25 protein-coding genes are annotated in these 24,952 nt (G+C 58.8%); 15 read left to right on the top strand and 10 right to left on the bottom strand.

Annotation, left to right across the window (positions count from 1 at the left end; genetic code table 11):
* Window positions 1-75: 75 nt before the first annotated feature.
* A complete protein-coding gene (locus tag J7416_RS12210) occupies window positions 76-522 on the bottom strand; it encodes a DUF4174 domain-containing protein (RefSeq protein ID WP_209225019.1) in 447 nt (148 codons plus the stop codon).
* Window positions 523-690: 168 nt separating this feature from the next.
* Here J7416_RS12210 and scpA point away from each other — a divergent pair, with 168 nt between their 5' ends.
* The 6 genes from scpA (at window position 691) to J7416_RS12180 (ending at window position 6,147) form a co-directional block, all read left to right on the top strand.
* Window positions 691-2,817: a methylmalonyl-CoA mutase gene (gene scpA, locus J7416_RS12205; protein ID WP_209225018.1), complete on the top strand. Its 2,127-nt coding sequence runs from the start codon at window positions 691-693 to the stop codon at window positions 2,815-2,817.
* Between the two features lie 105 nt (window positions 2,818-2,922).
* Entirely contained in the window at window positions 2,923-3,525 is a 603-nt protein-coding gene (locus tag J7416_RS12200) for a VOC family protein (protein WP_209225017.1), read from the top strand.
* Window positions 3,522-4,046, top strand: coding sequence for a GNAT family N-acetyltransferase (locus J7416_RS12195; RefSeq protein WP_209225016.1), 525 nt, complete (start codon window positions 3,522-3,524; stop codon window positions 4,044-4,046). Before J7416_RS12200 ends, J7416_RS12195 begins: the two co-directional genes overlap by 4 nt.
* A 9-nt stretch (window positions 4,047-4,055) precedes the next feature.
* Window positions 4,056-4,736, top strand: a complete 681-nt coding sequence (locus J7416_RS12190; protein WP_170466360.1) for a molecular chaperone DjiA — start codon at window positions 4,056-4,058, stop codon at window positions 4,734-4,736.
* Between the two features lie 3 nt (window positions 4,737-4,739).
* Window positions 4,740-5,735, top strand: coding sequence for an endonuclease/exonuclease/phosphatase family protein (locus J7416_RS12185; protein ID WP_209225015.1), 996 nt, complete (start codon window positions 4,740-4,742; stop codon window positions 5,733-5,735).
* 37 nt (window positions 5,736-5,772) lie between these two features.
* Window positions 5,773-6,147, top strand: a complete 375-nt coding sequence (locus J7416_RS12180; protein WP_209225014.1) for a hypothetical protein — start codon at window positions 5,773-5,775, stop codon at window positions 6,145-6,147.
* A 3-nt stretch (window positions 6,148-6,150) separates the two neighbouring features.
* On the opposite strand, the gene J7416_RS12175 is transcribed toward J7416_RS12180, so the two are convergent.
* From J7416_RS12175 to J7416_RS12155, 5 genes are all read right to left on the bottom strand, one after another.
* Window positions 6,151-7,695 carry a Ppx/GppA family phosphatase gene (locus tag J7416_RS12175; RefSeq protein ID WP_209225013.1) on the bottom strand — a complete coding sequence of 515 codons (1,545 nt, stop codon included), beginning with the start codon at window positions 7,693-7,695 and terminating at the stop codon, window positions 6,151-6,153.
* 61 nt (window positions 7,696-7,756) lie between these two features.
* Complete coding sequence (locus J7416_RS12170; RefSeq protein WP_209225012.1) at window positions 7,757-8,434, bottom strand: DnaA/Hda family protein; 678 nt, start codon at window positions 8,432-8,434, stop codon at window positions 7,757-7,759.
* 1 nt (window position 8,435) lies between these two features.
* The gene (locus J7416_RS12165; RefSeq protein ID WP_209225011.1) at window positions 8,436-9,509 is read right to left on the bottom strand and encodes an AI-2E family transporter; all 1,074 of its coding nucleotides are present in this window, start codon (window positions 9,507-9,509) and stop codon (window positions 8,436-8,438) included.
* An 89-nt stretch (window positions 9,510-9,598) separates the two neighbouring features.
* Window positions 9,599-10,573 carry an isopenicillin N synthase family oxygenase gene (locus J7416_RS12160; RefSeq protein ID WP_209225010.1) on the bottom strand — a complete coding sequence of 325 codons (975 nt, stop codon included), beginning with the start codon at window positions 10,571-10,573 and terminating at the stop codon, window positions 9,599-9,601.
* On the bottom strand, window positions 10,573-11,937 hold the full coding sequence (locus J7416_RS12155; protein WP_209225009.1) for an FAD-dependent oxidoreductase: 1,365 nt from the start codon (window positions 11,935-11,937) through the stop codon (window positions 10,573-10,575). Before J7416_RS12155 ends, J7416_RS12160 begins: the two co-directional genes overlap by 1 nt.
* Before the next feature lie 168 nt (window positions 11,938-12,105).
* On the opposite strand from J7416_RS12155, the gene proS reads away from it, so the two are divergent.
* Both proS and J7416_RS12145 read left to right on the top strand, forming a co-directional pair.
* A complete protein-coding gene (proS, locus tag J7416_RS12150; RefSeq protein WP_209225008.1) occupies window positions 12,106-13,446 on the top strand; it encodes a proline--tRNA ligase in 1,341 nt (446 codons plus the stop codon).
* Window positions 13,430-14,323 carry a glycosyltransferase family 2 protein gene (locus J7416_RS12145; protein ID WP_209225007.1) on the top strand — a complete coding sequence of 298 codons (894 nt, stop codon included), beginning with the start codon at window positions 13,430-13,432 and terminating at the stop codon, window positions 14,321-14,323. The genes proS and J7416_RS12145 overlap by 17 nt, the downstream gene beginning before the upstream one ends.
* Here the strand turns inward: J7416_RS12145 and J7416_RS12140 are convergent.
* Window positions 14,320-14,679 carry a hypothetical protein gene (locus J7416_RS12140; protein ID WP_209225006.1) on the bottom strand — a complete coding sequence of 120 codons (360 nt, stop codon included), beginning with the start codon at window positions 14,677-14,679 and terminating at the stop codon, window positions 14,320-14,322. The two genes, J7416_RS12145 and J7416_RS12140, sit on opposite strands and share 4 nt — an antisense overlap.
* Before the next feature lie 336 nt (window positions 14,680-15,015).
* On the opposite strand from J7416_RS12140, the gene J7416_RS12135 reads away from it, so the two are divergent.
* The 3 genes from J7416_RS12135 (at window position 15,016) to J7416_RS12125 (ending at window position 18,041) form a co-directional block, all read left to right on the top strand.
* Complete coding sequence (locus J7416_RS12135) at window positions 15,016-16,002, top strand: DUF6492 family protein (RefSeq protein ID WP_209225005.1); 987 nt, start codon at window positions 15,016-15,018, stop codon at window positions 16,000-16,002.
* 64 nt (window positions 16,003-16,066) lie between these two features.
* Complete coding sequence (locus tag J7416_RS12130) at window positions 16,067-17,362, top strand: lipoprotein-releasing ABC transporter permease subunit (protein ID WP_209225004.1); 1,296 nt, start codon at window positions 16,067-16,069, stop codon at window positions 17,360-17,362.
* On the top strand, window positions 17,355-18,041 hold the full coding sequence (locus tag J7416_RS12125) for an ABC transporter ATP-binding protein (protein WP_209225003.1): 687 nt from the start codon (window positions 17,355-17,357) through the stop codon (window positions 18,039-18,041). The genes J7416_RS12130 and J7416_RS12125 overlap by 8 nt, the downstream gene beginning before the upstream one ends.
* On the opposite strand, the gene J7416_RS12120 is transcribed toward J7416_RS12125, so the two are convergent.
* Window positions 18,025-18,462, bottom strand: coding sequence for a DMT family transporter (locus tag J7416_RS12120; RefSeq protein WP_209225002.1), 438 nt, complete (start codon window positions 18,460-18,462; stop codon window positions 18,025-18,027). The two genes, J7416_RS12125 and J7416_RS12120, sit on opposite strands and share 17 nt — an antisense overlap.
* Window positions 18,463-18,553: 91 nt before the next feature.
* Here J7416_RS12120 and J7416_RS12115 point away from each other — a divergent pair, with 91 nt between their 5' ends.
* Window positions 18,554-18,952, top strand: coding sequence for a cytochrome c (locus tag J7416_RS12115; RefSeq protein WP_209225001.1), 399 nt, complete (start codon window positions 18,554-18,556; stop codon window positions 18,950-18,952).
* Window positions 18,953-18,955: 3 nt separating this feature from the next.
* On the opposite strand, the gene J7416_RS12110 is transcribed toward J7416_RS12115, so the two are convergent.
* Window positions 18,956-19,648, bottom strand: coding sequence for a hypothetical protein (locus J7416_RS12110; protein ID WP_209225000.1), 693 nt, complete (start codon window positions 19,646-19,648; stop codon window positions 18,956-18,958).
* 41 nt (window positions 19,649-19,689) lie between these two features.
* Complete coding sequence (locus J7416_RS12105; protein WP_209224999.1) at window positions 19,690-20,352, bottom strand: DNA-3-methyladenine glycosylase I; 663 nt, start codon at window positions 20,350-20,352, stop codon at window positions 19,690-19,692.
* 417 nt (window positions 20,353-20,769) lie between these two features.
* Here J7416_RS12105 and J7416_RS12100 point away from each other — a divergent pair, with 417 nt between their 5' ends.
* Genes J7416_RS12100 through J7416_RS12090 form a run of 3 tightly spaced genes read left to right on the top strand, consistent with a single transcriptional unit; the run spans window position 20,770 to window position 24,843 of the window.
* On the top strand, window positions 20,770-21,720 hold the full coding sequence (locus J7416_RS12100) for an ABC transporter substrate-binding protein (protein ID WP_170422782.1): 951 nt from the start codon (window positions 20,770-20,772) through the stop codon (window positions 21,718-21,720).
* A 10-nt stretch (window positions 21,721-21,730) separates the two neighbouring features.
* Entirely contained in the window at window positions 21,731-22,780 is a 1,050-nt protein-coding gene (locus J7416_RS12095) for a betaine/proline/choline family ABC transporter ATP-binding protein (RefSeq protein WP_209224998.1), read from the top strand.
* Entirely contained in the window at window positions 22,777-24,843 is a 2,067-nt protein-coding gene (locus tag J7416_RS12090) for an ABC transporter permease subunit (RefSeq protein ID WP_209224997.1), read from the top strand. The genes J7416_RS12095 and J7416_RS12090 overlap by 4 nt, the downstream gene beginning before the upstream one ends.
* Window positions 24,844-24,952: the final 109 nt, after the last annotated feature.

Genomic DNA, 24,952 nt, shown 5'->3' with positions numbered 1-24,952 from the left:
CATGACCCTGCTTTTGCCATATCCCAAGGGTGTCCCGGCGTTTTGCGCCGGGGGTTTGGGGCGTGGCAAATGCGTTCAGCCGCCCTCGCGCCGTTCGCGGATTTCGCGTTCGCGCAGGGGCGTCTTGTCGATGGAGCGGCCAATCTCTCGCACGCTCCACGGGGACGGTTTGCGCAGTTTGACGACGCCGTCCTTATCGACAAACACCATCTGGAACCCGCGCGGCCGCAGTTGCGATCGGATCGGAGACCGCGCGGACGGGTCGGTATCCGTCAGCACGATCACATCGCGATCCCGCATGGCCGCTTCGCCTTCGACCAGCATGTCGATCTGTTGCTGGAAGCGCGGATCTGCCGGGGTGTCGGCAAAGACAACGATGGGCCGGTTGACCCATAGAAATTCGCTAAGATCGCTGTCGCCTGCTGGGCGGACAAACTCGTCCTCAGCGGGTGCAGCCCCGTCAGCGGCCATCGCGGCCAGCGGGAATAGTGCCGATAAAACAAGGGCAAGCGTTCGTGTCATGGGGCCTCCTGTTCGATTGAATATAGCCCCTGTGCCGGTGAATGCGACCGGCGAAATGCACGCAGCCATCAAAATATTGCGTTCACCCATGCCGCAGCGGGCGGCACCGAACGTCAAATCGCGCAGGTTAATCCTGTCCGCGACCCGAATTGAGAAAAGGAACACGCAATGACCGATACGAAAGACTGGCAGGCGCTGGCCGAGAAAGAGCTGCGCGGACGCCCGTTGGACGACCTGACCAAGGAAACGCTGGAAGGTATCGACGTCAAACCTCTGTACACGCAGGAAGATACCGCAGATCTGCCGCATATGGGGTCGTTACCTGGTTTTGGCCCGTTCACGCGTGGTGTGAAGGCGACGATGTATGCTGGCCGCCCCTGGACGATCCGGCAATATGCGGGATTTTCGACCGCAGAAGAGTCGAACGCCTTCTACCGTCGCAATCTGGCAGCGGGTCAGCAGGGTGTCTCGGTCGCCTTCGATCTGGCAACCCACCGCGGCTATGACAGTGATCACCCGCGCGTTGTGGGCGATGTGGGTAAGGCCGGTGTGGCCATCGATAGTGTCGAGGACATGAAGATCCTGTTCGACGGCATCCCGCTGGACAAGGTCTCGGTCTCGATGACCATGAACGGTGCAGTGATCCCGATTCTGGCAAATTTCATCGTCGCGGGTGAGGAGCAGGGCCACGACAAATCCGTACTGTCCGGCACCATTCAGAACGACATTCTGAAAGAGTTCATGGTGCGCAACACCTATATCTATCCGCCTGAACCTTCGATGCGGATCATCTCGGACATCATTGAATTCACCTCGAATGAGATGCCGAAATTCAACTCGATCTCGATCTCGGGCTACCATATGCAAGAGGCCGGGGCGAACCTTGTGCAAGAGCTGGCCTACACGCTGGCTGACGGGCGCGAATATGTCCGGGCCGCAACAGAGGCCGGCATGGACGTGGACAAGTTTGCAGGCCGTCTGTCGTTCTTCTTTGCCATTGGCATGAACTTCTTCATGGAGATCGCCAAGCTCCGTGCGGCGCGTACGCTTTGGCACCGGGTGATGACCGACTTTGGTGCGAAATCTGAACGGTCCAAAATGCTGCGCACCCACTGCCAGACCTCGGGCGTAAGCTTGCAGGAACAGGACCCCTATAACAACGTGATCCGCACCGCTTATGAGGCGATGAGTGCGGTTTTGGGCGGCACGCAGTCGCTGCACACCAATGCTCTGGACGAGGCGATTGCGCTGCCGACCGATTTCTCGGCCCGCATCGCGCGGAATACACAGTTGGTACTTCAGGAAGAAACCGGCGTGACCGATGTGGTCGATCCGCTGGCCGGGTCGTACTACATCGAAAGCCTAACCAATGAGTTGGTCGAAAAGGCCTGGGCCCTGATGGAAGAGGTCGAAGAGATGGGCGGTATGACCAAGGCCGTCGCCAGCGGAATGCCCAAACTGCGCATCGAAGAAAGCGCCGCCCGTCGGCAGGCGATGATTGACAAGGGTGACGAGGTTATCGTCGGCGTCAACAAATACCGCAAGGAACAGGAAGACCCGATCGACATTCTGGACGTCGACAACGTCGCCGTGCGCGAGGCTCAGGTCGCGCGTCTGGAACGTATCCGTGCCACCCGCGACGAGGCCGCGTGTCAGGCTGCGCTGGACGCGTTGACGAAAACTGCCCGCGAGGGCGGAAACCTGCTGGCCGCTGCAGTCGAAGCCGCCCGCGCCCGTGCATCTGTAGGAGAGATCAGCATGGCAATGGAGAAGGAATTCGGCCGTCACCGCGCCGAGGTCAAAACGCTGGCCGGTGTGTATGGCGCGGCTTACGAGGGCGATGAAGGCTTTGCCGCGATCCAGAAATCCATCGAAGAGTTCGCCGAAGCAGAAGGCCGCCGACCGCGGCTGCTGGTGGTCAAGATGGGTCAGGACGGCCATGACCGGGGCGCAAAGGTGATCGCAACAGCCTTTGCTGACATCGGCTTTGACGTGGATGTGGGCCCGCTGTTCCAAACACCTGCCGAGGCCGCGCAGGATGCTGTTGACAACGATGTACACGTGGTCGGGATTTCCTCGCAAGCAGCGGGTCACAAGACCCTTGCCCCGCAACTGGTTGAAGAACTGAAAAAAGCCGGTGCCGAGGACATCATCGTCATTTGCGGCGGCGTGATCCCGCAGCAGGATTACCAGTTTCTATATGACCACGGCGTAAAGGCGATCTTTGGTCCGGGCACCAACATTCCCGAAGCTGCACAGGACATCCTGCGCCTGATTGGCGAAGCCAAAGCGTAACGCGGGCCGAGATTTTTTGCCAAAAAATCTTGTGATCCCGCGACTTTGAAGAAAACATGCGACCAGATCCTGTTGGGTCTGGTCGTTTTTCATAGGAGGGCGCGCATGTTACTGGATCATCTGGCCGTTGCGGGCGAAACACTGGAAGAGGCATCAGCCCACCTCGAACAGGCTTTGGGCGTGCCCTTACAGGATGGTGGAAAGCACGAGAAATTCGGCACATATAACCGCCTGTTGGGACTGCGTGATGGCCTCTACCTCGAAGTGATCGCGATTGATCCCAGTGCGCCAAACCCCGAGAGAACAAGGTGGTTTGATCTGGATCGGTTCAAGGGGACACCCCGGCTGAGCAACTGGATTTGTCGCGTTCCGGACATTGAGGCTGCTCTGTCCATTTTTCCCGATGGGGTAGGGCACCCGATTGACCTGGCCCGGGGTGCGCTGCGCTGGCAGATGGCAGTTCCTCCGAATGGTCGGCTGCCTTTTGACAATCTTTTCCCTGCGCTGATTCAGTGGCAAGGCGATTTGCACCCGGCCACGATGCTGCGTGACAGCGGTTGCAGGTTGCAACGATTGGTCGTGTATCACCCTGACGCGCTGGACTTGGCCCGCTTGCTCGGAGCGTTGGACGGCGTCGTGTTCGACACCGGCCCAGCTGCGCTGCGGGCAGAGTTCGAGACGCCGCACGGCGTGCGCATATTGGAATGAGGATCAGGCAAGCCACTGCTTCCGATGCTAAAGGGGTCGCTTCGATCACCAATGCGATCATCCGCGACACGCTTGTGACCTTCACCACCACAGAGCGCAGTGCTGACAGCATCGCCCAGGACATCGAAACGCGCAGCCCCGCCTATCTGGTCGCGGATGAGGGCGGCGAGGTGCTTGGCTTCGCCACATATGGCCCCTTTCGGTCCGGTCCGGGATACGCGGATTGCAGTGAGTTGACGATCCAACTGGCGCCGCAAGCCCGGGGGCAGGGAACGGGCCGGGCCTTGATCCGCGCTCTGGAAGACGTTGCGCGCGCCCAAGGCGTGCATGTGCTTGTGGCCGGGATTTCATCTGCGAACCCCGGTGCGATAGCCTTTCACGCGGCGATCGGGTTCACCGAAGTTGGCCGCATGCCCGAGGTCGGGTTCAAATGGGGTAAACGTCTGGACCTTGTTCTGATGCAGAAAATTCTTGGCACGAACATATCTGTCGCACCTGACACGCGCGATCAGGGGCGCTAGGGTGCGCTCATGTCGATCTGGACCCGCATATCCGATGCGCTCAGCGCACTTGCACAGGGCGAAAGCCTTACAGCCGTTTTTGAAAAGCTGCGCTCGCCCCCCGAACGCTCGGTGGCGTTTACAATCGCAGTGATCGCGTTGGGTGCGAAAATGGCCAAGGCCGATGGGCAGGTGACCAGAGACGAAGTCACGGCTTTCAGGGATGTTTTCCAGATTGCCCGTGATGACGAGGAAGGTGCCGCACGTGTGTTCAACATGGCGCGTACGGATGTTGCGGGCTATCAAGACTATGCCCGCAAAATTGCGCGCATGTTCTCGGAAGACAGCACCACGCTTTGCGATTTGATGGAGGGGCTCTTTCACATCGCTATGGCGGATGGATTCTATCATCCGAATGAAAACGAGTTTCTGGAAGAAGTCAGCCGCATTTTCGGCCAGACCGACGCGCAATTCCTGGCGCTGCGCGCGCGGTTTGTACCCGATGCGCCAAACGATCCCTATACGGTTCTGGGTGTGCCGCGCGACATGCCGCTGCCCGATATCCGCAAGGTTTGGCGGCAACTTGTCCGGGATACGCACCCGGATGCGATGATGGCGCGCGGTGTGCCCGAAGAGGCCATTCGCTTGGCCGAGAAAAAGATGATCGACATCAACCGGGCCTGGGATGAAATCAACGGTGCGCGGGCCTGAGCCATGCGTTTGGCGACCTATAACATCGAATGGTTCGCCAATCTTTTTGATCGCAAAGACAAGCTGATCGTGGATGACAGCTGGTCCGGTCGGCACGATGTGACCAAGGCTCAACAGGTCGAAGCGATTGCCAAGGTTCTGACGGCCATCGATGCGGACGCCGTTCTGATCGTCGAGGCTCCTAACACAGGAAAAACGCAGAACACGGTGCGCGCACTTCAAAGGTTTGCCGAGGCATTCGAATTGCGTACCAGCAATGCGGTAATGGGGTTTGCCAATGACACCCATCAGGAATTGGCCTTGCTTTACGATCCGCACGTTCTGAAGCCGCGTCATGACCCGAAAGAGGGCGACAGGTCGGCCCCAAGCTTCGATCAGGTGTTCAATATCGATCTCGATATTGATGCGACGGAAGATCAGGTGCAGTTCTCAAAGCCGCCCATGGAACTGGCTATCGAAACCATCTCGGGGCAACACCTCCGCCTGATTGGGGCGCATCTGAAGTCAAAAGCCCCGCATGGGGCTGAAAGCCGGGACGAAGCGATCCGGATTTCTATAGCAAACCGCCGAAAGCAGTTGGCCCAGGCGATTTGGCTCAGCCGACGGATCAAAGCGCATCTGGCAGCAGATGAGCATGTGATCCTGTTGGGCGACCTCAACGATGGTCCCGGACTAGATGAGTTCGAACACCTGTTCGGCAGGTCTTCGGTTGAAATTCTGCTGCAAACGGGGCTGTTCGATCCTCACGCCGTGACAGCGAATGGGTCAGATGTGGGTCGGCATCCGTCAACCGCGCGCTTTGCCCAGCCCGACAAAGGTCAGTATCTTGAAGCTTTGCTGGACTATATCATGATCAGCGATGGTCTCCGGGATCGTCGGCCGAACTGGCGCATCTGGCATCCGTTTGACGACCCGATCTGTCAATCGACCCCTGATCTGCAGCAGGCATTGCTGACCGCATCGGACCATTTCCCGGTGACGCTTGATATTGAGCTGTGATCTTTCAACTCAAGCGCGGTTGCATTATGGTTCCCGTATGAAACGTCTCATCCCGATCTGCGCGCTTTGCACCGTTCTGGCCGGTCCAGCCGTTGCTGAGGACGAGGGCCCAAAATCCCTCATGGAGCAGGGGGCCGAGCTGTTTTTTGAAGGCCTGCGCCAAGAGATGGAGCCCGCGCTTGAGGATTTGCTGGGATTGGCAGATCAATTCGGTCCGGCCATGCAATCCTTTATCGAGCAAATGGGGCCTGCGCTTGCCGAACTGGCGGGCGAGATTCAGGACTGGAGCGCTTATGAAGCGCCCGAGATTTTGCCAAACGGTGATATAATCATCCGCAAGAAACCGCCGCAAGCACCTGATGAGCAACCGGAATTGCCCGAAAGTGCGCCCGAAGGTGAAACCGAAATCTAGGGCTCAGCCTTTGACGATAACGCGGGTTTCCGATTTCAACGCATTGCCCAGAGAGTTCAGCCGCGACACCGCGACTTCGCTGAACAATGGGCTTGCCGCCTTTGGCAGGATCAGTTCAAGCTGGCGCTTCTTGGGGTAGAATTTCAACGTGCCCATTTTGGCGTCGCTTTTCATCCACAACATGGCTCCAAAGCGCATCGCCTTACCCAGAATTTCCGCCTGTTTCTGTTCCTTTTCGTCCAGCAACTCATACAAAGGAGCGAACCGGTTGCCTTCGCGCTTGTTGCGATAGCGGTGCTGCAGCGCTAGCCCGATGAAAACCCGTTCTGAATGTTTCAGACCGCCCAGATTGGCACGCGTCACGTTGTCAAAGCAAACCTCGGCTCGGTAGTCGGGATGCGCGCGCCAGCTGACATCATGCAATAGGCAGGCCGCTTTGATCAGGCGTACACGCGCAGGTGTGGCCGATTTGAAAATCGGCATGACAAATTCGAATAACAGCTTGCCAAAGCCGGGCAGGCGGGCATCCTTGGCCTCGGAGAAGCGGCTGGCTTCGATCAGCGGATCACGGTCGCGCAGGTTCTGAGGCATCTGCTCGTACAGCAAACCTTCGCGAATCCCATAGCTTGAGATTGCAATGTCCTTGGGTTTGAAGGTGCGGATCAGACGCGCCAGCACATCCATCGCATAAGGGATCAATGCCATCCGCGAGCTTGATACACCCGCTGCGCTCCGCAATTTCTCCGGATCACCGCTTTCGATGAATTTGATGGTCTCGCGCACCTGTGTGGTGGTCATGCGATATTCGTGCAGGACGTTCAGTGGATAGCCGCGGCGCAACATATCCAGACGCGCAAAGGCCCGCCAGCTGCCGCCGACAAGGAAAAGTCGGTCGCGCTGCGGGCCCATTTTGTCGCGAAGGCTCTCCATCGTAGTCTTGATATGTGCCTTGCGTGCCCGGCGTCCGCCCTTGATGTCCCGCAGTTTCAGCGGACCCAGCGCCGAGGTCACGCGGCGGCCAACTTCGCCGTCGCCGATCTCGGCCAGTTCCATTGACGATCCGCCGATGTCACAGATCAGACCGTAAGCACCGGGCCATCCCAGCAGAACGCCCTGCGCGGACAAGCGTGCCTCTTCCGCGCCGTTGATGACCGACACCGTCAGGCCGGTCTCGGCCTGAACTTCGGCGCAAAAGTCGGGCCCGTCCTCGGCCTCGCGCACTGCAGCGGTTGCCACTACGTGCAACCCAGGCAGCCCCAGATCGTCTGCCAGACGAGCAAACCGGCTGAGGGCAGAAAGCGCGCGTTTGCGGCCGACCGGATTAAGGCGCCCCGTGTCTGACAGGCCTGCGCCCAGCTCACACATCACTTTTTCATTGTAGAAATACGCAGGTGATCGAGCCGCGCCGTCAAAGATCACCATACGGACCGAGTTCGATCCAACATCGACGACGCCGACCCGCGATAGGGCTCGGGCCTCGGGATCGTCGAACAAGGGCTTTCCGAACGGCCCCCAGTCAGGGATTTCGGTTTCGACAGTCTGATCCATGTCTCTTCCAGATATTCCGGGTGCAGAATGCGAGATGACCGGGTGTGGGTCAACGGGCAGATTAGACATCATCCATGTCCGCGTTCAGAACACGCACGGCCAGTGCCCGGGTAATGTCGCGCTTTTCCGCAAGAGCCAACTGGTCCAATTGTGCCACGACATTGGCCGCGGATTCAAATCGTCGGTCCATGTGTTTGACCAGATAGGCGATGACATCGGGGCTGGGGTTCAGTTGCCGGTCCACGAACAGCTTGGCCAGAACCGCACCTAGAAGGGCATCATCTGGCGGATCAAGCGCCACGTGGTGCGCGCCTTCGATCCGGCTTTGCAGGTCCGGCAGCGGCAGTTGCCAGAATTTCGGCGCAAGCCGCCCGGTCATCAGCAGCGCGTTGCCTTCTGCCAACACCAGGTTGTGCAGGTGAAACAGCGTCTTTTGCTGCTCTGGATCGCCCGCGATCATGGGCACGTCTTCGACCGCCACGGCGGTGCGGGCCAGATCGGGCACATCCTCGTGCCGTAGGTCCGAAGCCAGGATGATCCGCCCACCCGTTTCGGCCGCCCAGACATGGGCCAGGTGGGTTTTGCCTGCTCCGGCGGGGCCGCTCAGCACCAGTTTGTTGCCCGGCCATGAGGTTGCCGAAATCATGGCAACCGCCAGCGCATTTGCCGGGGATACAAAAAAGTCCTCACGCCCCAGCGCAGTTTTGGCCGGAAGGTCAAAGCTCAGCTGCTGGGCCATATCAAGCGTCTTCCTGATCCGTGCTTTCAAGGCCGGTATAAAGACGGCTGTGCAGGTAGACGGAGGTTCCAAACCGCGCCAGAACACCAAGAGCAGCGGCAACAGGTACGGCCACAAGCATTCCAACGAAGCCAAACAACGCGCCAAACACGGACAAGGCCAGCAGCAACCAGACAGGGTGCAGACCCACCGAATTCCCCACCAGTTTGGGCGTCAGAAAATTACCCTCAGTCACCTGACCCAAAGCAAAGATGCCAGCGATCAGACCGATATGCGCCCAGTCGCCCCAGAACTGGAAAAGGGCCAGACCGATCGCCAAAGTGCCACCGATCAAAGCACCAAGATAGGGGATGAAGGTGACCAGTCCGGCGATAAAGCCAACGATCAGGCCGAATTGCAGACCCGCCGCCATCAAAGCGACAGCGTAGTAGGTCCCCAGAATAAGACAGACGGTACCCATGCCGCGCACGAATGAGGCCAGAACTGCGTCAATTTCACCCGCCAGACGTTTGATCGTCGGGGCGTGGTCGCGGGGCAGCAGCTCTCCGATGCGGGCAATCATGCGGTCCCAGTCCAGCAGCATATAGACCGCAACGACCGGAACGATGACCAACAGGACCACGACGTTAATCGCTGACCCGACCGAGGCCGCCACGGACTGCAACACATCACCGGTTTTGGACTGCAGTGTTTCACCAAGCGATACCAAAGCCTGGTGCGAGTTGGATTCGGCGTCCAGAAGGGATGGGAACTGTTTTTCGATGAAACCGCGCAGTTGCTGGAACAGGCTGGGCATCACCTCAACCAGCTCGATCAGCTGGGTGATTAATGCGGGCACAACCATCAGGATCATCAGGACAAAGCCCAGAATGCCAACAACTGTAATGATTGCAGTGGCTGCCATGCGCGACAGCCCAAGGTTTTCCAGGCGATCCGCGACAGGATCAAGGAAATAGGCAATGGCACCGCCTATCACGAAGGGCAGCAGGACATCGCCAAGGGCCCACAACAACAGCACAAAAATGGCAGCCGCTACGCCCCAGTATCTGAGTTGATCCTTTACCGGCAGCGCCATGCTTGCCCCCTTGGTTCTTGCTCTTCCCGGTGTTCTTCGCTTATGCGGCGCGTTGATGCAAGCGGTTCATGCCTGACGATTTGCGCGGCTCAGGACCTGAGCGTCCCAAGCTCTGGCGTGTCATCCGTTGCGGTCTCGTCGGGCCAGTTGGTGCGCCAGATTTCTGCGGACCAATGGCCGCAGTGAACGGCAGGCCGGTCAAATCCGGGCAGGGGCGGCAACAGCGGCTTAACAACCACATCGTGGCGCGGAACCGCGAAATAGGGAAAGGAATAGCGTTCCTTGCCGGACGTGTTGAAGACCCGGTGCGGCGTGGATTTCAAACGACCGCCCGACCACAGCTCCAGCATATCACCGATATTCACGACAAAGCCGCCAGGCGGACAATCCGGAGTGATCCAGCCACCGTCGCGCGTTTGAACTTCCAGCCCGCCAACTGGATCCGGGGCGATGATCGTCAGAGCGTCGGTATCTTTGTGCGGATGAATGCCATAACCTTCTTCGTCCGGGGCCTGCGGCGGATAGTGGAGCAGTGTCATGTTGGTCATCGGCGTGACGAAAGCGTCCTTCAAGACGTTTGGTTTCAGGCCCAGACCGATCTCTAGCGCGCCCAGCAATAAATCTGTCACGCAGTCCAGCTGTGCCCAATACTCCAAAATTACATTCCGCGCCTCTGGCGTTTCCTTTGGCCAGAGGTTCGGGCCGTATAGCGCGCAATCCTGCCGAACCGGATGATCCTGGGCGGTTTCGAAATGCAGCTTATATCCTTCGTATTTGTCGGCTTTGCCCGAACCGTCATTGGGTGTGAAAAAGCCCATGGGGATGTAACCGCGATAGTTGTCGCGGGTAATGGCCTGATCCCATTTGCTCTGCTCATCAATGTCAAAGATGGCACGCGCTTTGGCGCGCACCGCGTCGACGGTATTCAGCGAAATGCCGGTGCCCGTGATCGACAGGAACCCGATGTCGGTGCATGCGTCCAGAATCTGCTGGACTGTAGCGCCGTGGTCCGGATGCGCAGTGTCATGCAGCGGAGAGATATCGATCGTGGGAATGGTCTGCATCAGTGAATCCTGACACCTTGACGGTCCAGCTCTTTGTGCACGGGCGCCAGATTCAATTCGTGCACATCCTGATTGCTTTTCAATGATAGCGCGGCGGCGATGCCCGCACCCTGACCCATGACCGCGCAGCAGGCCATGTTTCGGGTGGCGGCGTGGGCAACTTTATCCGAACCGTGCGAGCGGCCAGCGACCAGCAGGCCTTTTACGCCTTTGGGCAGCATCGAGCGATACGGCACCTGCATATACCGCCCCGTGGTCGGCAGGATCAGGATGCCATAGCCGTCAATGAACTCGGGGTAGATGCCAATTGTATCCTCGAACCGGCCCTGATGGCGGGCGTCTTCTTCGGTCATGTTGTAAACCGCGTCGATCTTGCGGGTGTCGCGGATGCCGATTGTCATCCCAAAGTTCCGCAACCGCGCGTTTTCGCACCCCGGCATGAACCGGCGCAGCGCGTCAATCGCCAGCATCGACTGACGGCGGCCTTCGATCTCGCCCTGTGTCAGGCTATCAGGATCGGTGCCGTCGATCTCGGCCAGATGGATGAGGTTCATATAGGTCAGCTCGCCCGTATCGTGCATTGCACCCCAAGTGCCAGCGATGGTGTTCAGATGCGGCGGGATCAGCCCCTCATCAATGGCTTGCTGGAACGGCTTGTGCACGAAGGGCGAGAACATGTCGTCCTCTTTGCCGCTGGTTTCGATGTTCCACTCGCCGCCGCCGCCCCAGTCCTTGTAAGTTTGCGGGTCGGCCTTGACGCCCTCCATAAAGGCGCGTTTGTCGACGCCAGCCAGATGGAACATGACCGAGGCCGCCATCATATCTTCGCGGGCGGTTTTATGGGTCGGGGCGCCCGCGCGATGGGCGACGTCTGCATCTCCGGTGGCGTCGATCACGACCTTAGCCAATATCGCCTCGCGCCCCGCTTTGGATTCGGTGATGATGCCGGTGATCCGATCCCCCTCCATGATCGGAGCGACGAACTGGCGGTGCAGCATTGGGTGGACGCCAGCCTCTTCGACCAATTTGTCGGCCACCAGCTTGAACCCTTCGCTGTCCAGTTCGTAGCTGAGCGATTGGCTTTCCGGGACCGCTGCACCCATGTCCTTGGCGCGGGTTTCGAATTCCATGCCTATACCGCCTGCTTCGACCGTTTGTTCGTGCCGGTACCAGGCAAACCCTTCGACGCCCACAGCAGTAATGTTGCCACCCATGCAGCCAAAGCGATCGACCAGAGATACCTCGGCCCCAGCACGCGCCGCGGCCAAGGCTGCGGCCAACCCGGCGGGGCCGGATCCTACGACCAGAACGTCGGTTTGGTGAACAACGGGGATTTGACGGGCGGGTTCCTGAATGGTCTGCATCGGCGCCTCATGGATTTTACATTTCCGTTACATTCAGGAAACCTGACTGGCGGGTCAATCAAAAACCGACTGAGCGGCAGTCGTAAAAACACCAATGGCCGATTGCCCCCAGCGGGGCTTTGGCATAATCAACCTTCTAAGTTCAAATTCACCCTTAAAGGTTCGACAATGCGCCTCAGCCGTTACTTTCTGCCCGTTCTCAAGGAAAACCCCTCCGAGGCTCAGATCGTCAGCCACCGGCTGATGCTGCGCGCCGGGATGATCAAGCAAGCCTCGGCCGGGATTTACTCCTGGCTTCCGCTGGGCTTCAAGGTTCTGCGCAAGCTGGAAAACATCATCCATGAAGAACAGGCCCGCGCGGGCCACATCGCGATTCAGATGCCGATCATCCAATCGGCAGACCTGTGGCGCGAATCCGGGCGTTATGACGATTACGGTCAGGAAATGCTGCGCATGAAAGACCGCCATGACCGGGATATGCTGTTCACGCCGACCGCCGAAGAACTGGTCACCGACATCTTCCGCGGCCACGTCAACAGCTACAAAGACCTGCCGCTGACCCTGTACCAGATCCAGTGGAAATTCCGCGACGAAATCCGCCCCCGTTTCGGCGTGATGCGGGGCCGCGAATTCTACATGAAGGACGGATACAATTTCGACCTGACGAAAGAGGACGCGCTGCACGCCTATAACCGCCATTTGGTCACCTATCTGCGCACTTACGAGCGTATGGGGCTGCAAGCCATCCCGATGCGTGCTGACTCGGGCCCGATTGGCGGGGACAACACGCATGAATTCCTTGTACTGGCCGATACAGGCGAATCCGAAGTGTTCTATGACAGCGCGGTCACTGATCTGACCTTCGGGGACCGTCAAATCGATTACGACAGCCGCGAACAATGTCAGGCAATCCTCGAAGAGTTCACCTCGAAATATGCCCGCACGGATGAAACTCATGACGAGGCGCTGTTCAACGAGGTTCCGGAAGAGCGCCGCCGTGTGGCGCGCGGGATTGAAGTTGGTCAGATCTTCTACTTCGGCACCAAGTATTCCGAAGCCATGGGCGCAACGGTTCAGGGCCCCGACGGCAAGCCGACGCCGGTTCACATGGGCAGCCACGGTATCGGCGTCAGCCGTCTGGTCGGTGCAATTATCGAGGCCAGCCATGACGACAAGGGTATTATCTGGCCCGAAGGCGTGACCCCGTTCCATTGCGGAATCGTCAACCTGAAGCAGGGCGATGATGAGGCTGATGCAGCTTGCGACAAGATCTACGGCGCACTGACCGCATTGGGGCTGGAGCCGCTTTATGATGACCGCAACGAACGGGCAGGGGGCAAATTCGCCACCATGGACCTGATCGGTCTGCCGTGGCGCATCACCGTCGGGCCGCGCGGGTTGAAGAACGGCGTGGTCGAGCTGACCTGCCGCCGCACCGGTGAAAGCGAAGAACTGAGCCCCGAGGCCGCCGTCACCAAGATCGCCGAGATCTATGAGCGCGTCGGCTGATCCCTCCGGCGCGCCGCTGATCTCAGTCATCACCGCGACGTATAACCTGCTGTCGCAAGAGCGGCAGGAGAGCTTTCGCGAGGTGATCGACTGCATGGCGCGTCAGAATTGCGGCCGGGCCGAGCATATCATTCAGGACGGCGCGTCGACCGACGGAACGGTCGCGTTTCTGCAGAACCTGACCGCAGATGCCCCGCGTACACGGCTGTTCAGCGAACCGGATACCGGTCTGTATGACGCGATGAACAAAGGGTCACAGGCCGCCCGTGGCGAGTACCTGCTGTTTCTGAACTCGGATGACTCGCTGGCGTCCGATGACATTCTGAACACCGTTGCGGACCGGCTGGAAGCCACGCGGCCCGATTTCCTGTACGGCTCGACGTTGCGGCGGTACGAGGACGGCTCGGAAAGTCGCGAAAAACGAATGTCGCTGACGGCGATCCTACAGAGAATGCCATTCTGCCATAACTCTGTGTTGTTGAAGCGGGATGTGTTTATGGCGCTGGGCGGTCATGATACGCAATTCCGGGTTGCTGCCGATTACGACCTGATGCTGCGCCTTTTGACCGCAGGGTATCAGGGCGAACGCACCGACGATCCCATATCCATGTTCTGGGGACGCGGCGTGACCGACGATGTTGTTGTCACCGCCGAGGATTACGCGCGTGTCTGGGTTGAGTATTATGACGGTTTCAAAGCGGCGCGGGACTTGACCCAGCAAGACTTTTTCCGGTTTTACCGGCGCGGGCACATGCCAGCGTCATTGATCTTGGAACGTCTGCTCAAGCCCGGAACGTCGGACGCCATCAAAGCCGCGGCACGTCACAGCCTTTGGAAAACCACGCGCCGGTCCGTGCAGTTCTGGCGCAGCTTTTAGGCGCGGCCAACGACCGGTCGTGCAGTCAGAACGTCTCCGTCCGCTTGTTGACCTCGTGCGACGACAATTGGACGACCCAGGCGCCGAACCAGATCTTTCAGTTCAAGGCCTAGAAAGTGCAGACCGCACACCCGATCTCCGGTCGTGTGATCCGTGATGCACATCCGTCCGTCCCGAAAAACAAGGCGATATCCTTTGTCTTTCAGGATGTCTGTCAGGCCCGCCCAACTTGCTGCGCTGGAAAAGACCGGAAGGATTGTCGCACGCAGTAAAACGGCGGTTTCGCAATCCAATTCTGTTGATGCTTGCCGGGCCGAAATTGTGCCCGGGTTTTCATTTTCAATTCGAATACTCATGAGCGACCCCCGCTCTAAAAATGTATTCCCCCACAATCAGGGTGACAAAGTTTCTAAAAATAAGCAAAACGCGAAATAAAGTTGCGTTTCGAATGTTGCATTTTGAGTTCAGTTTGCCTCGCCATGCTCACATTGACTTCATACCTGAAACAATGCGGGGTTGTCTGTGAATTGCGTCACAACCAGTGGTGTATTTCGAGGTTATGTAGACACCTATAGCCCGAGTCCCCCTTTTGGAAAGATCAGACTGATTCGCATCATCTGCGTTGCTTGCCGCGAATTGGACAGGTCGGGTTTTGCTGATACACGACCCAAAACTAAGAAAGGGTCCTTGATTTGCTGAGCTTCGCAACGGTCGTGTTTTCCAAGGACTTCCCTCTGCTGGAACTTCAGGCGCTTTCCTTTGCCCGTTTTGTTGACCCCGACCAAGTTGGTTCGATCCACGTGATCCTGAACGATTCCGACGAAGACAGGCTGCGGACGCAGATCGAGCCCATTCTGAATGCTTATGGGCCGCATCGGCAGAAGGTTCAGGTGGTAGGCGGGGATGAGCTGTTGTTGCAGCCCGGTCAATACGCGCGCCGGTCTTTCTCAGACCGGGTTCTGATCGAAAACCGCTTTCGTATCCCCGGAGCGCGCAAACACGGTTGGCGCGGGACCAACGGTTATCGAAGTCAGCAAGTGCTCAAACTGGGTGCTGCGCGGGTCGCGGCCACAGAGAACATGGTGATCCTGGACACTAAGAACCTTTTTCTGCGCAGCTTTGACGGGTCCGAGTTTTTCGCGGATAGCGGCGCGGCGCGCATGGCGTTCATCAACGTCGAAAGCGAGTTTCACCGCAATTGGTTGCTTCAAAGTCTAGATGCGTTGGGTGCGCCTCAGGTCAATCTGAGCGGTCTGCGTACGACGACGTTTTCGACACCTTTCGCGGTGCGACGTTCGCTGGTTTTGGCCCTGCTGGATGAGATCAACGCGCTCTATGGCTCGGTCCAGTCATTATTCGGGTCGCGCAGGCGGCCGTCCGAGTTCATGCTGATGAATGCCTTTTGCCTGAAATCGTCGGAAGGTTATGCGCCTTGGTTCGAAGACAAAGCGCAATGCAATATCGGGATTTGGCCGTCTTATTCGCCCGAGGTGGTCGAGACGCAGCTGGCCATGTTGGAAGACCCGGCGGCTCTGACATTGGGCCTACATAACCGGGCCTTGTCGAAGTTGCCGGTCAATCTGCGCGACCGCGTCTTTGCCGAGTTGGAACACCGTGGCATATGTGATCGGTCACACGCTGAACAGGTGCTGAACCGCACGGCCAGCCTGACGGGCTGACAACCGGGTTGACCATCCGGCGAAATGCCGAAAGGGTCGCGACAACCAACGAACCGGAGCAGGCATGGCCAAAACACCCCCGCCCTTTGCCCCTTTTGAATGGAAAATCGCCTGGCGTTACCTGCGCGCGCGCCGTGCCGAGGGCGGCGTCAGCGTGATGACATGGATCTCGCTGATCGGTATCACCTTGGCTGTCTTTGCGTTGATTGCCACGCTGGCCGTACGCTCGGGTTTTCGGGCCGAGTTTGTGGGAACTATTCTGGGGGCCAACGCGCATGTGACCGTCTATTCCGCCGGAGAGTTCGACGGACAGGGCAACTTGATCCGCCAGATTTCTGATTACGACGAAAGGACTGCACGCATTGCGCAAGTGCCGGGCGTCGAACGCGCGGCTCCGTTGGTTAAGGGGCAGGTACTGATCACAAATCGCGACCGCAGCAGCGGGGTTGAGGTCTTTGGCATCCGCCCGGATGACCTGCGCGATCTGCCCGGCGTGGCGGAAAGCGAACAGGCGGTTGGTGATCTGGCCGAATTCCAGGATGGCGAGGACGTGATCGCCATCGGTTCGGGCGTGGCGCGTAGCATCGGTGCCACGGTGGGCGATACAGTGAAGCTCACCTCGCCAAATGGAGTAAAGACCGCTTTTGGGACGTCGCCGAGGGTGAATGCTTATCGCGTGGTCTACGTGTTCTCGGCCGGTCGGTATGACATCGACCGCACCCGCGTCTACATGCCCTTCGAGCAAGCTCAGAGCTTCTTCAACCGCGAAGGTGTGGCCGACGAAATCGAAGTAATGGTTGAGCGACCAGAAGAACTGACGCCGATCCTCATCCCGATCCTTGAGGCAGCAGGTGAGCGCAGCCAAATCTGGACGTGGCAGGATGCATCCGGAGGCTTTCTGCGTGCGCTGGAGGTCGAGGACAACGTGATGTTCATCATCCTGTCGATCCTTGTCCTGATCGCGGCGATGAACATCGTGTCCGGCTTGATCATGCTGGTCAAAAACAAAGGCCGCGACATCGGTATCCTGCGCACCATTGGTCTGAGCGAGGGTTCGGTTCTGCGAGTGTTTTTCATCTGCGGGGCATTCACCGGGATCATTGGCACCGCAATGGGCGTGATCCTGGGCTGCTTGTTTGCGATCTATATCGATCCGATCTTCTCGTTTGTGAATTACGTGATGGGCGGCGGCGTCTGGGACCCGTCCATTCGCGGCATCTATTCACTGCCGGCCGAGTTGCACCTGTCGGATGTGCTCAAGGCGATTGGCTTGTCATTGGGGTTGTCTTTCATCGTGACCTATTTTCCCGCCCGCCGCGCGGCGCGGCTGAACCCGGTTGAGGCGCTGCGCTATGAATGACGTTACCATGCGGCTGGATGGTCTGACCAAGACCTATCTGAAAGGCACACCCGGAGAAGTTCAGGTATTGCGCGGCGTCGATCTTGAACTGCGGGCCGGTGAGGCTGTTGCGCTCGTCGCGCCCTCAGGTGCAGGCAAATCAACATTGCTGCATATTGCTGGCCTGCTGGACAGGCCGGATGACGGGTCGGTCGAAATCGCCGGTCAGAACGTGGCAGGCAAGGGCGACCGGACCCGCACTGCTTTGCGTCGGCAGGATGTGGGCTTTGTCTACCAGTTCCACCACCTGCTGCCTGAATTCACTGCGTTAGAAAACATCACCCTGCCGCAACTGGCCAATGGTGTTTCCGAGAAAGCAGCGCAGGACAGGGCGATGACTTTGCTGGATCGCGTTGGCGTCGCTGCGCGTGCTGATCACCGCCCTGCCGCCTTGTCTGGTGGCGAACAACAACGCGTCGCCTTCTGCCGCGCTTTGGCCAATAAACCGCGTGTTTTGCTGGCGGACGAGCCAACCGGCAATCTGGATCCCGAAACCTCGGATCAGGTCTTTGACGCCTTGATGGCGCTGGTAAGGGATGATGGGCTCTCGGCCCTGATTGCCACGCATAACATGGATCTGGCCGCGCGGATGGACCGAAAGCTGCGGCTGGAGGCAGGGGTTCTCAAGCCAGTTGAGTGATGGCGACGCCAACGGCCATCACGGCAATGCCTCCGGCGCGTATCAATGTCAGCGGCGTCACCTGCGCGCCGAACAGACCGAAATGGTCAATGGCCGCGGTGCTGATCAACTGTCCCAGCAGCACAAAGAACACCGCGTTCCCGACCCCGAAATGCGGAGCGACGTGGGTGATCGAAAGAACGTAGAACGCGATCAGAACCCCAGCCAACAGCAGGTGTTTCGGGGCCTGCGCGACCTTGGACAAAGCTTCGAACCCGGGGAACAACAGCATCACCAAAGCTGACGCGGCAAAGGCAATCGCGAACAGGATCACAGCGGCGGTCGTTGGCGATCCGATCAGCTTGCCCAGTGCCGCGTTCAAGGCCGCCAGGATTGGGACACCGATCCCGGCTGCCAGCATAATGGCTGCATATTGTGTCATGGCCCGTACCTCCGCCTTCGTTGATCTGGATCATTGCGCCAAGCTGGCCGTCGAGCAAGCCTGCAAATGTCAATCGTGACAGGAGGATGCGATGATCAGACCGATGTTCGGAGCCGTTTGCGCAGGCGTTGCGGCGTTGGCGTCTCAGGCCGTGGGGCAAAATGTTGAAACCGGGGCCGAGTTGTATCAACACTATTGCGCGACATGCCACGGGATCGAGGCAACCGGGCATGGCCCGATGGCTGGCGTGTTGGTGATACAACCCACTGATCTGACGCAATTGGCCTCGGAAGATGGTGTGTTCCCAACCGCTCGCGTCGTGGCGCGCATCGACGGGCGGGATCCTTTGGTCAGCCATGGCAGCCCGATGCCGGTCTACGGGCCCTACTTTGAGGGGCAGGATACCTCAATGAAAACACCGGACGGCCAGCCGATCCTGACCAGCCAGCCGATTGTGGATCTGGTGGCGTATCTGCAGACGCTTCAGTAGGCCTTAGCCCTGGCGGCAAATTCCTTCGACCTTTGCCCCGCTCCACGGGATGACAACGGCGCGTTCGCGTTGCGCGCCGGGCAGGGGGGACAGGTCGAAATGCTCGCCCAGCATGTCGTGAAGGCGTTGTGTCCGCGGTGCAGTCGGGTCGAGCGCGCGACAGCACACATACTCTTCTACGATCGCGCCTTGTTGCTCGAACCCGTAGGACAGAAAGTCAGGCGATGTGTCCAGGTCAAACAAGTAGGGGTCTTTTTGCCCGCCATGTTCAGCCGCGGCGCGTAAGGGGTGATAGCCGGTGACCTCGCGGTTCTGCCACTGCCAGACATGGGTCAACTCATGCGCCAGCAACATCGCGGCAATCAGATCCATCTGATCCGGGAAGTCGGACATATAGTCCTCAAGGTACCAGTCTTTGGTGAAATAAACCTTGTTGAACAAGGCAACCGCGGCGGGCTTTGCAGTCACGACGCCCTCTTCGGTCGGCGGCAGAATGCGCTCGCGGCAGGCCAGACGGGGCCGATCTTTGCGGTAGAAAGTAATCGGCACAACTGGGGCGCCTTCGACCAAACGCACGCGATCCAGGTTGAGCGTCTCACCCTGCACGGCGCTTGCAAAGGCGCGTTCCTGATCGGTCAACGGACGACCACAGGCTGCAATCAAAAGAAGTAGCGTCATCAAAATGCGGACTGCCATGAGCAAACCCTAATGCGAAGCGCCCGCGCTGCAAGCCGTTATCAAACGCTCATTGCCAAAACGCGGCTTATTTCTGTGAGCGATCGCGCTGATTGGTCCATCCATGTGTTGAATGCGTCTTGCACCGCTGCCATTGCCTTTTTCGAAGTCGGCGCTTTGTCGACAACGCCTTCGGCAATCAAACGCGCCGTGACGTCTTGCGAAAGAATGAAGCTGTCACGCCCGGCAAATCGCATGGCATATTGTGCCGATGTACCACCCAAGCGTGAGCCGCGTTTGCCCAGCATTGCCAGCAGTCCGACATAGTCTGTCGAGGGCCAGCCCCCAAGCACCCGACCCGCGCCGCCTTCTTCGCGCAGTTCCAGCAGAAAAGCGGCATTGTCGCGAACAGCTGCAATCTTGGTCCCGTTGCGCACGATGCGCGTGTCCTGCAGCAGGGCATCGAATTTTTCGTCATCCATGAAGGCGCAACGCCCCACGTCAAACCCATCAAATGCAACTTCGAAACCGTCCCATTTGTTCTCGATGACCTTCCAGTTGAACCCGGCCTGAAAGATGGTTTTTGTGATGATCGACAGCCAGCGGTCATCCGATATGGCAGCCAGTTCGTCTAAGCTTTTGGGTTTGCTTAGTTTTTGCTCCAATGCCGCTGTGCCACCATGGCGGTCGGCCGCTATCTCAAAAACCTCATCAAAATGGCGCATATGTTTCCTCCTTCGCCAGCAGGTTTGCCTGATAAAGGCCGGTTTACAAGGTCTCAAACGGCAGTAGCGTTTCGAGAGCAGATGCGCTGCGAAGACAGGCGCGGGGAAGAAAAAACCGGGTTTGGTGAAAGAAAAGCTCGACAAAACAGGGGATTCGGGTTTGTGATTGACTCGTCAATCAACGTCCGGCCGCAAAGACAGTCAAAAAACAAACGGGCGGGCGTTATGCTGGTTGCGACAGGTAGGGACTTGCAGCTTGGTTCTGGGCGAAAAATCCGGCCCGGAGTCGAACTGTTCACTTTCCTTTCGCGGCCAAAATTGTGCATGTTGCGACATGGTAATGTCGTCCGACACACGTTTCGGTGCAAAAGACTGCACCGGGCAGGGCGACGAAAAGAAAAGACAGGGAGAATGTCGATGAAAAAACTCAGTGTCAGCCTGTTGGCGATGACGGTAGCCGGCTCAGCCTATGCCGCCGATATGGGCGCCGTGGACGAGCCGATCAAACTGGCGATCAACGAATGGACCGGTCAGCACGTGACGACCCACGTCGCGGGCGAGATGCTGAAGGCCGCGGGCTACAACGTCGAATTTGTCACCGCCGGTATGATGAACCAGTTCCAGGCGATTGCGGATGGCGACATCACTGCAACGCTGGAAATCTGGTCGTCCAACGTATCAGATGAGTATGCCAAGAAGATCGAAGAAGGCACGGTTGTTGAGATCGGCGATCTGGGTCTGGATGCCAAGGAAGGCATCGCCTATCCGGCGCACGTGGCCGAACTGTGCCCGGGCCTGCCCGCTTGGGAAGCCCTGAAGGATTGCGCGCAAGTCTTTGCAACTGCGGAAACTCTGCCCGGCGGTCGTCTGGTCGACTATCCGGCCGACTGGGGCACGCCCGGTGCCGACCGTATGGTTGGGCTTGAGCTGCCGTTCAAAGCTGTTCCCGCGGGTTCCGAAGGGGCTCTGATCGCGGAACTGCGCGCTTCGACCGAGCGCAAATCGCCCTTGCTGATCACCTTCTGGCAGCCGCATTGGGCGATGTCGGCCTATGACGTTCAGTTCGTTGACCTGCCGGTCGGTGAAGAGGCGTGCTTTAACGACCCGGCATGGGGTCCGAACCCGAACGCTGTGAACGATTGCGATTTCTCGCCGTCGCGTATCTTCAAGGCCAGCTGGAGCGGCATGGAAGACAAATGGCCTGCAGCCTTTGAAATCCTCTCGAACTTTGAGTTGGCGGTTGAAGATCAACAGCCGATGATGGGCGCAATCGACGTTGACGGCGGTCAGGTCGAAGAGGTTGTCGCCGCATGGATGGCCGAGAACGAAGACAAGTGGCGTCCGGTTGTTGACGCAGCAACGCAGTGAGTTCGCCTAAGTGACTGACGCGAATACGCCAGCCATCGCCTGCCGGAATCTCTGGCAGGTGTTTGGCCAAGGCGCAGATAAGGCCCTGACCGACGCGCTGTCTCGGTCAGGGAATGACGCAGACAAGGCCGCCTCTGATCTGCGCGAACACGGGTTCATTCCGGCCGTTCAGGATGCCAATTTTGACGTGAAAGAGGGCGAGCTGTTCGTCATCATGGGGTTGTCCGGGTCCGGCAAATCCACGCTGATCCGTTGTATCTCACAGCTGTTGCCAGGTACTGGCGGAGAGATCCGGGTCGATGGTGAGAATGTCGTTGGTGCATCCAAGAAAACGCTGACCGATCTGCGGCGCAAAAAGCTGGGCATGGTGTTCCAGCATTTCGGCCTGTTTCCGCATATGACCGTCGCCGAAAACGTGGCCTACCCGCTGCGCGTTCAGGGCGTGGGAAAAAAGGAACGTCTGGCACGCGCGCAAGAGGTGATCTCGCTGGTCGGTCTGGACGGTCGCGAGGACAGCTTTCCGCGCCAGCTTTCCGGTGGTCAGCGCCAACGGGTGGGAATCGCGCGGTCCTTGGCTGTGAACCCCGATATCTGGTTTCTGGATGAACCGTTCTCGGCCCTCGATCCCTTGATCCGTCGCCAGTTGCAGGACGAATTCCTGCGCATTCAGGCGACGCTGAAGAAATCCATCGTCTTCATTACGCACGATATTCAAGAAGCACTGAAACTGGCGGACCGCATCGCGATCATGCGTGACGGTAAGATCGTGCAGATCGGTACGCCGACCGATATCGTGCTGCGCCCGGTTGACGACTACGTGCGCGAGTTCTCGAAGGACGTGGCCAAAGGTCAGCACGCCAAGGTCGCGTCGGTCATGCGCGACGAATCCGAACGCGGCCCTGATGATCCGGGTTTGACGACTTCGATGACATTGGACGCCGCACTGGCGCATTGCATGGAGCTGTATGAGCCCGTGCCGGTTCGTGATGAGGCTGGCAACATTGTTGGCACAGTTCATCCCTCTGATTTGGCGGCCGCGCTACAGGTGGAAGAAACATGACTGCCGTCACGGATATCCCCGCGCAAAGCGACCTGCGGCTGACGGTTGGGGCCAAGGCCGCGTTGATCACGGTGGTGGTCGGCGCGCTTTGCCTCGCTCTGGAAAGCGTCGCCCCGTGGCTGGTCAAATGGCCAGCCGCATGGGAACTGCCCGCGACGCAGTGGGTTGGTGCGTTTCTCGACTGGTTTCTGAACGGGATCAAACCTGCGATGAGGTTGTTTTCCGACCTGATGGCGTATCCCATGAACTGGGCCAACTTTCTGTTGGGCAGCACGCCCTGGCCGATCCTGATCGGCCTGGTCACAGCGCTGGGCTGGTATTTGGGTGGCCTGCCCATGGCAGCGCTGGGATTCTTTGGGCTGTGTTTCGTACTGGCGTCAGGGTACTGGGCCGAAAGCATGAACACGCTGGCTCTGGTCGCCGTTTCTGTCCCTGTCGCGCTAACTGTCGGCGGTACAATTGGCATCCTCGCCAACGAAGTGCCGCGCGTGAAGTCCTTTGTTCAGGCGGTGCTGGACATAATGCAAACGGTACCGACCTTTGCCTATCTGACCCCGCTTTTGCTTCTGTTTGGCTTTGGCCCTGTTGTGGGTCTGATCGCCTCGGCCATCTATGCAGCGCCCCCAATGGCGCGCAATGTGATGCTGGGGTTGGAGAGGGTTGAGCCCGAGATCAAAGAAGCTGCGATCATGTCCGGCGGCACGCGGTTTCAACAGTTGTTTCAGGTCGAAATCCCCGCCGCAGCAACGCAGATCATGGTGGGCGTGAACCAGTGCCTGATGGCGGCCTTGTCGATGGTGATCATCGCGGCTGTGATTGGCGGATTCAATGACATCGGGTGGGAAGTTCTGCTGACCATGCGCAAGGCGCAGTTTGGCGAGTCACTGATGGCCGGTCTCGTGATCGTGGTTTTTGCCGTGGTCATTGACCGCATGAGCGGGACGCTGGCGACCGAGCGCAAACAGTACGACCGGCGCGTCGTCTGGGCTGTGCTTGGGTTCACCGCGCTGTTCACCGCTGCCTTCTGGGCGTGGCTGCCGAACCCGTCCGAACTGACCCTGTTGGACCCGGTGGCCGAGGCTGTCGATAGCGGCCTGACCGCATTTACCCAAGCGAACGGGCCGTGGTTGGACGCGCTCAAGAACAACTCGTTGTTCTATGTGCTGCTGCCGTTGCGGATCGGCCTGGACCAGGCGGTATTGCCCTTTACCTGGGGCTTTCAGTGGACGTCTGGCATGAGCTATGGCCTTTTCGCTTTTGGCGGTGCTGTCGCAGGTCTGATGGCTTGGCGCGGCCAACTGACCGCTGGTTTGGTCATCCTGACTCTGATCGGCATGCTTGAGACCGGAATATCGAACCTACCTTGGCCCTTTGTCCTGACTGCGGTGGGCGCGCTCAGCTATGTCGCGGGCGGTTGGCGTCTTGCGGCGCTGTCGGTTGGGCTTCTTTGCACCATTCTGGTTTCCGGACTGTGGGAGCGCGCTTTGCTCTCGCTGTACCTCAGCGGTGCGGCGGTGTTCACCTGTGCGGTGGTCGGAGGTTTGATAGGTTTGGCCAGCGCGGTGTGGTCCCCGGTTTGGAAAGTCGTGCGCCCGATCTGCGATATGCTGCAGACGATCCCGCTGTTCGTCTTCCTGATTCCGGTTCTGATGGTGTTCCAGATTGGTGAGTTCTCGGCGTTTCTGGCGATCTGCGCGTACGCGATCGTTCCGATGATCCGATACACGCGACATGGGCTGGTCAACACCCCGGACGAGATGATGGAAGCCGCAATCTCCAGCGGCGCGACCGAGTGGCAGATAATGCGCGATGTTCGTGCCCCTTACGCCGCGCCGACGATTCTGCTGGGTCTGAACCAGACCATCCTCTATGCCTTTGCCATGTTGGTGATCGCGGCGCTGATCGGAACGACCGGTCTGGGTCAGTCGATCTATCTGGCCTTGGGACAGGCGGATGTGGGTCTGGGCATCTCGGCCGGTGCGGCGATGGCAATCCTGGCTTTGATAGCCGATCGTATCGTGCAGGGCTTTGCCGAGGAACAGCGCAAGGCACTTGGTCTATAAACCTGGGGCAGGGGCGGCGCGTTCGCCCCTTCTTGCCCACACTTGATTTCGGACAAGGACCGCTTGGTTTTGGGCGTGTAGGCCTTTTGTGACATGTTCGGAGAAAACA

Origin of the sequence: Ruegeria sp. R14_0 (genome assembly GCF_017743975.1) — a bacterium.
GTDB lineage: Bacteria > Pseudomonadota > Alphaproteobacteria > Rhodobacterales > Rhodobacteraceae > Ruegeria.
Note: the sequence above shows the minus strand (reverse complement) of the source record. Positions and strands in the feature narration are given on the sequence as shown.

Coding starts and splice junctions, on each gene's coding strand:
- J7416_RS12210 (WP_209225019.1), bottom strand. CDS start 522: ATGACACGAACGCTTGCCCTTGTTTTATCGGCACTATTCCCGCTGGCC.
- scpA (WP_209225018.1), top strand. CDS start 691: ATGACCGATACGAAAGACTGGCAGGCGCTGGCCGAGAAAGAGCTGCGC.
- J7416_RS12200 (WP_209225017.1), top strand. CDS start 2,923: ATGTTACTGGATCATCTGGCCGTTGCGGGCGAAACACTGGAAGAGGCA.
- J7416_RS12195 (WP_209225016.1), top strand. CDS start 3,522: ATGAGGATCAGGCAAGCCACTGCTTCCGATGCTAAAGGGGTCGCTTCG.
- J7416_RS12190 (WP_170466360.1), top strand. CDS start 4,056: ATGTCGATCTGGACCCGCATATCCGATGCGCTCAGCGCACTTGCACAG.
- J7416_RS12185 (WP_209225015.1), top strand. CDS start 4,740: ATGCGTTTGGCGACCTATAACATCGAATGGTTCGCCAATCTTTTTGAT.
- J7416_RS12180 (WP_209225014.1), top strand. CDS start 5,773: ATGAAACGTCTCATCCCGATCTGCGCGCTTTGCACCGTTCTGGCCGGT.
- J7416_RS12175 (WP_209225013.1), bottom strand. CDS start 7,695: ATGGATCAGACTGTCGAAACCGAAATCCCTGACTGGGGGCCGTTCGGA.
- J7416_RS12170 (WP_209225012.1), bottom strand. CDS start 8,434: ATGGCCCAGCAGCTGAGCTTTGACCTTCCGGCCAAAACTGCGCTGGGG.
- J7416_RS12165 (WP_209225011.1), bottom strand. CDS start 9,509: ATGGCGCTGCCGGTAAAGGATCAACTCAGATACTGGGGCGTAGCGGCT.
- J7416_RS12160 (WP_209225010.1), bottom strand. CDS start 10,573: ATGCAGACCATTCCCACGATCGATATCTCTCCGCTGCATGACACTGCG.
- J7416_RS12155 (WP_209225009.1), bottom strand. CDS start 11,937: ATGCAGACCATTCAGGAACCCGCCCGTCAAATCCCCGTTGTTCACCAA.
- proS (WP_209225008.1), top strand. CDS start 12,106: ATGCGCCTCAGCCGTTACTTTCTGCCCGTTCTCAAGGAAAACCCCTCC.
- J7416_RS12145 (WP_209225007.1), top strand. CDS start 13,430: ATGAGCGCGTCGGCTGATCCCTCCGGCGCGCCGCTGATCTCAGTCATC.
- J7416_RS12140 (WP_209225006.1), bottom strand. CDS start 14,679: ATGAGTATTCGAATTGAAAATGAAAACCCGGGCACAATTTCGGCCCGG.
- J7416_RS12130 (WP_209225004.1), top strand. CDS start 16,067: ATGGCCAAAACACCCCCGCCCTTTGCCCCTTTTGAATGGAAAATCGCC.
- J7416_RS12125 (WP_209225003.1), top strand. CDS start 17,355: ATGAATGACGTTACCATGCGGCTGGATGGTCTGACCAAGACCTATCTG.
- J7416_RS12120 (WP_209225002.1), bottom strand. CDS start 18,462: ATGACACAATATGCAGCCATTATGCTGGCAGCCGGGATCGGTGTCCCA.
- J7416_RS12115 (WP_209225001.1), top strand. CDS start 18,554: ATGATCAGACCGATGTTCGGAGCCGTTTGCGCAGGCGTTGCGGCGTTG.
- J7416_RS12110 (WP_209225000.1), bottom strand. CDS start 19,648: ATGGCAGTCCGCATTTTGATGACGCTACTTCTTTTGATTGCAGCCTGT.
- J7416_RS12105 (WP_209224999.1), bottom strand. CDS start 20,352: ATGCGCCATTTTGATGAGGTTTTTGAGATAGCGGCCGACCGCCATGGT.
- J7416_RS12100 (WP_170422782.1), top strand. CDS start 20,770: ATGAAAAAACTCAGTGTCAGCCTGTTGGCGATGACGGTAGCCGGCTCA.
- J7416_RS12090 (WP_209224997.1), top strand. CDS start 22,777: ATGACTGCCGTCACGGATATCCCCGCGCAAAGCGACCTGCGGCTGACG.